At 61.2% G+C, this 572-nt stretch carries 1 protein-coding gene; it reads left to right on the top strand.

The window, feature by feature from the left end:
• On the top strand, nt 1–525 hold a 525-nt coding region (nudE, locus tag E1958_RS19765; protein ID WP_133513384.1), incomplete at its 5' end, for an ADP compounds hydrolase NudE.
• Nucleotides 526–572: the final 47 nt, after the last annotated feature.

The following is a 572-nucleotide window of genomic DNA, read 5'->3' on the forward strand; positions in this document are numbered from 1 at the left end:
TCCAACGGTAATCGCCGGTGTTTCGAGCGGATCATTGGGGGGCGGGGGTCGGTGCTGGTCGTGCCCATGCCCGATGCGCGGACGCTGCTGCTGGCACGTGAGTATGCCGCCGGCACGGACCGCTACGAGCTCGGCTTTCCCAAGGGCATCGTCGAGCCGGGGGAGGACCTGCTGGAGGCGGCCGGACGCGAGATCCGGGAGGAGATCGGCTGCGGTGCTCGGGATTTGAGGTTGCTACACAAGGTATCCCTGGCACCGGGCTATATTCAGCACGAGACGCACCTGGTATTGGCGCGGGATCTGTATCGCGAGCGGGCCCAAGGGGACGAGCCCGAGCCGATCGAGGTCGTGCCCTGGGATTTGGGCAAACTGGATGCCTTGCTGGAAAGGGATGACTTTACGGAGGCGCGTTCCATCGCCGCCCTGTTTCTGATCAAGCGATTTTTGGGGCGAGGGGAGGGGGTGCCTGCGCAATCTCCGACACCGGAAATTCTTTTTTCGCCGCAATCAACCACTATGGACTGAAAGTCCATAGTTTCAACTATGGTACGCTTCGCGTACTAAAGTCATTG

The organism is Candidatus Thiosymbion oneisti (genome assembly GCF_004359955.1).
Taxonomy (GTDB): Bacteria; Pseudomonadota; Gammaproteobacteria; order Chromatiales; family Chromatiaceae; genus Thiosymbion; species Thiosymbion oneisti.